At 43.1% G+C, this 1,231-nt stretch carries 2 protein-coding genes; both read right to left on the reverse strand.

What is annotated here, in order from left to right; genetic code table 11:
• Nucleotides 1-51: 51 nt before the first annotated feature.
• Nucleotides 52-876 carry an IS3 family transposase gene (locus tag BUB43_RS10950; RefSeq protein WP_073181069.1) on the reverse strand — a complete coding sequence of 275 codons (825 nt, stop codon included), beginning with the start codon at nucleotides 874-876 and terminating at the stop codon, nucleotides 52-54.
• Nucleotides 873-1,160, reverse strand: a complete 288-nt coding sequence (locus BUB43_RS10955) for a transposase (protein WP_073181070.1) — start codon at nucleotides 1,158-1,160, stop codon at nucleotides 873-875. Before BUB43_RS10955 ends, BUB43_RS10950 begins: the two co-directional genes overlap by 4 nt.
• Nucleotides 1,161-1,231 lie beyond the last annotated feature (71 nt).

A 1,231-nucleotide genomic window follows, 5' to 3' on the forward strand; every position in this document is an offset into this window, starting at 1 on the left:
TGAAATACCCACACTTCACTAGACCACTTTTAAGGGTTTCTTAATTGAATTTTATGCTGCTGATTTATATATTTCTATTGGTTTTTGGAGTTTGATTCCCTGGTGTCTGCGATAGTGATACTTTGTCAGCCATTGTTGGATGCCCAAATAGAGTTCCAAGCCATCTGAGGCTGGATTAAGGTATATGTGCTGATATTTTAATGTCCGCCAGAATCTTTCGATATAAATATTGTCTACACATCGGCCCTTGCCATCCATTGAGATCTTTATGTTCTCTTTTTTCAGGTATTCCACATATGCTTTGCAGGTGAACTGACTGCCCTGGTCGGAGTTAAGTATCTCAGGGGTACCGTGCTTCGCAATGGCCTCAGCTACTACTTTGAGCGATTCCGAAGCTTCCAGGGAATTGCTCAGCCCCCAACCGACAATATACCTGCTGTGGACATCAATAATGGCTGTAAGGTACATAAATCCGCTCTTCATAGGGATGTAGGTAATATCAATTTGCCACACCTGATTAGGCCTGGTAATCGCCACTCCCCGCAACAGGTAAGGGTAAATGTATTTGTTCTCACCCTTCTGGGTAAGCATCCGGCGGGGGTAAATGGGCATTATCGCTGCTTTTCGCATCAGGCGCCGTACCCGTTCGTAACTCATCCTAAGTCCGTGCTCCTCCAGCATGTTCTGCATAGTAATAACCCCTGCGGTGGGCTCGTCCAAAATATGGAGATCCATAAGCGTCATAGCCTTTAGGTTATCGCTGTTCTCACCTTTACTCTTGTAATAAACGCTGGATCGGTTGATGTCCAAAAGTGCACACTGTTCACGAAGACTCATTTTGCATTTCTTTTCTAAAAGCAAACGCACGTCAATCATAGTCCGAAGCGTTTTAAGTTTTTTTTTAGAAATTCTTTCTCCATCTCAAGCTTACCAATCTTATGGTACAGTTCCGAAACATCAGCCTCGGGTGGGGACTTTGCCTGTTTACCCTCAAAGACAAGGGCGGAATTTTCTATGAATTCCTGCTTCCATTGAGATATCTGATTGGGGTGCAACTCATACTTCACGGCAAGCTGCTGCAGGGTTTCTCTTTCTTTCAAGGCCTCAAGTGCTACCTTGGCTTTAAAACTGGGATCAAATTTTCTGCGTGTCTGTTTCATTGTTTTTTCCGACTATTTAAAGTTAATAATTTCAACTTAAACAGTGGTCCAGTTTTTTAAGGGTATTATCA

Origin of the sequence: Cruoricaptor ignavus, assembly GCF_900141665.1 — a bacterium.
Lineage (GTDB): Bacteria > Bacteroidota > Bacteroidia > Flavobacteriales > Weeksellaceae > Cruoricaptor > Cruoricaptor ignavus.